We start from the raw sequence: 1,366 nt of genomic DNA, 5'->3' as shown, positions 1-1,366 counted from the left end.
ACGTTCGCGCGCATCTATAATGCGCCGTCAGATCAGATCAAAGGGTGGGACAACGTCAACCTGACCCTCACGCTGGTGAACGACGGGATGGGGCTAGAGATCGTCGGCTTCATCAAGAACGTCACCAACGAGAAGGTGATTGCCGACATCCACCTGCACGACGAAAGCGCGGGCTTGTTCCGCAACAGTTTCTACACTGACCCGCGCACCTATGGCGTCTCGCTGAAGAAGCGCTGGTAGTCCGGGTAGCCGGCGAACTGGCGGGGGGCGGACCTGCGCCAGTTCGCCGGTGGCCGATCGAGCTGTTGTGGGCGGTCGAAGGCCATATAGGCCTTGGGCGAGCGACGATTGCCCTATCGACCAGTTTCGCATCCCCCTGCCGGCGGCCGGTTCATGGCGCGCGGGCCGGGGGCGGCATCCTGGCCCTGGTGGTCGTGGTGGTGATGAGCGGCGGCTCGGCGGACGGCAATCTGGCGACCTCACCTCCGACCGCCTCGGTTGGTTCCGAAAGCCCTGGAACGCAGGACGCATCATCGGTCCGAAGACGCCGCTGAAGCCTAAGCACATCTGGGCGATCCGCCAGCAGCTGAAGGTCAGCAACCGACGACGAGACTTGGCGATGTTCAACTGCGCCATCGACGCTAAGCTTCGGGCCTGCGACCTCGTGCGGCTCACCGTCAGCGACGTCGCGCCTGGCGGCGTCCTTCGCGCCCGTTCCACTGTCATTCAGCAGAAGACTGGGCGGCCAGTGCCCTTCGAGATCACCGAACCAACGCGTGAAGCCCTTGGGCCTGGCCGCTCGCCACCAGCGGCGCAGCAGCGCCAGCAGGTCGGGCGAGAGCATCACATAGCGGTCCTTGCGGCCCTTGCCCTGCTCGACGCGGATCAGCATGCGGGCGCTGTCGATGTCGCCGACCTTCAGGTGGACGATCTCCGAGACCCGCAGGCCGCAGTCATAGGCGACGCTGAGGGCCGCCTTGTGCTTCAGGCCCGGCGCGCAGTGCAGCAAGAGCGCCACCTCCTCGGGGCTCAGCACCTGCGGCAGACGGTCTTCCTTCCCCACCGTCGCCAGCCGCTCGCCGAAGCCTGGCCTGGCCAGCGTGACCTTGAAGAAGAACCGCAAGGCTGAGACCGCGGCGTTCATCTTGGCGGGCGAGGCGCCCTCGGCGGCCAGATGCAGCTGGTATCGTCGCAGATCCTCCGGCTCGGCCTGGCCCGGCGAGCTGCCCAGGAACCGGGCGAAGTCCGCCACCACGCGGACGTAGTCGTGCTGGGTCTTGGGCCCGAACTGCCGGATGGTCATATCTTCGATCATCCGCTGGCGTAGCGGGGTCGTGGGCGCAGAGGTCATGGGAACACTCCTGTC

The 1,366-nt window shown here is 66.2% G+C and carries 1 protein-coding gene and 2 pseudogenes; 2 read left to right on the top strand and 1 reads right to left on the bottom strand.

Features of this window, described 5'->3' with window-relative positions:
* Both Q8Q88_RS12775 and Q8Q88_RS12770 read left to right on the top strand, forming a co-directional pair.
* Nucleotides 1–240 (top strand): hypothetical protein (locus Q8Q88_RS12775; RefSeq protein ID WP_305675567.1); only part of this gene is annotated, 240 nt, incomplete at its 5' end.
* A gap of 289 nt (nt 241–529) precedes the next feature.
* Nucleotides 530–787 (top strand): annotated as a pseudogene (locus Q8Q88_RS12770) (integrase); the annotation flags it as partial.
* 69 nt (nt 788–856) lie between these two features.
* On the opposite strand, the pseudogene Q8Q88_RS12765 reads toward Q8Q88_RS12770, so the two are convergent.
* Nucleotides 857–1,315 (bottom strand): annotated as a pseudogene (locus tag Q8Q88_RS12765) (tyrosine-type recombinase/integrase); the annotation flags it as partial.
* Between the last annotated feature and the right edge of the window lie 51 nt (nt 1,316–1,366).

The organism is Phenylobacterium sp., assembly GCF_030697925.1.
Lineage (GTDB): Bacteria > Pseudomonadota > Alphaproteobacteria > Caulobacterales > Caulobacteraceae > Phenylobacterium.
Note: the sequence above shows the minus strand (reverse complement) of the source record. Positions and strands in the feature narration are given on the sequence as shown.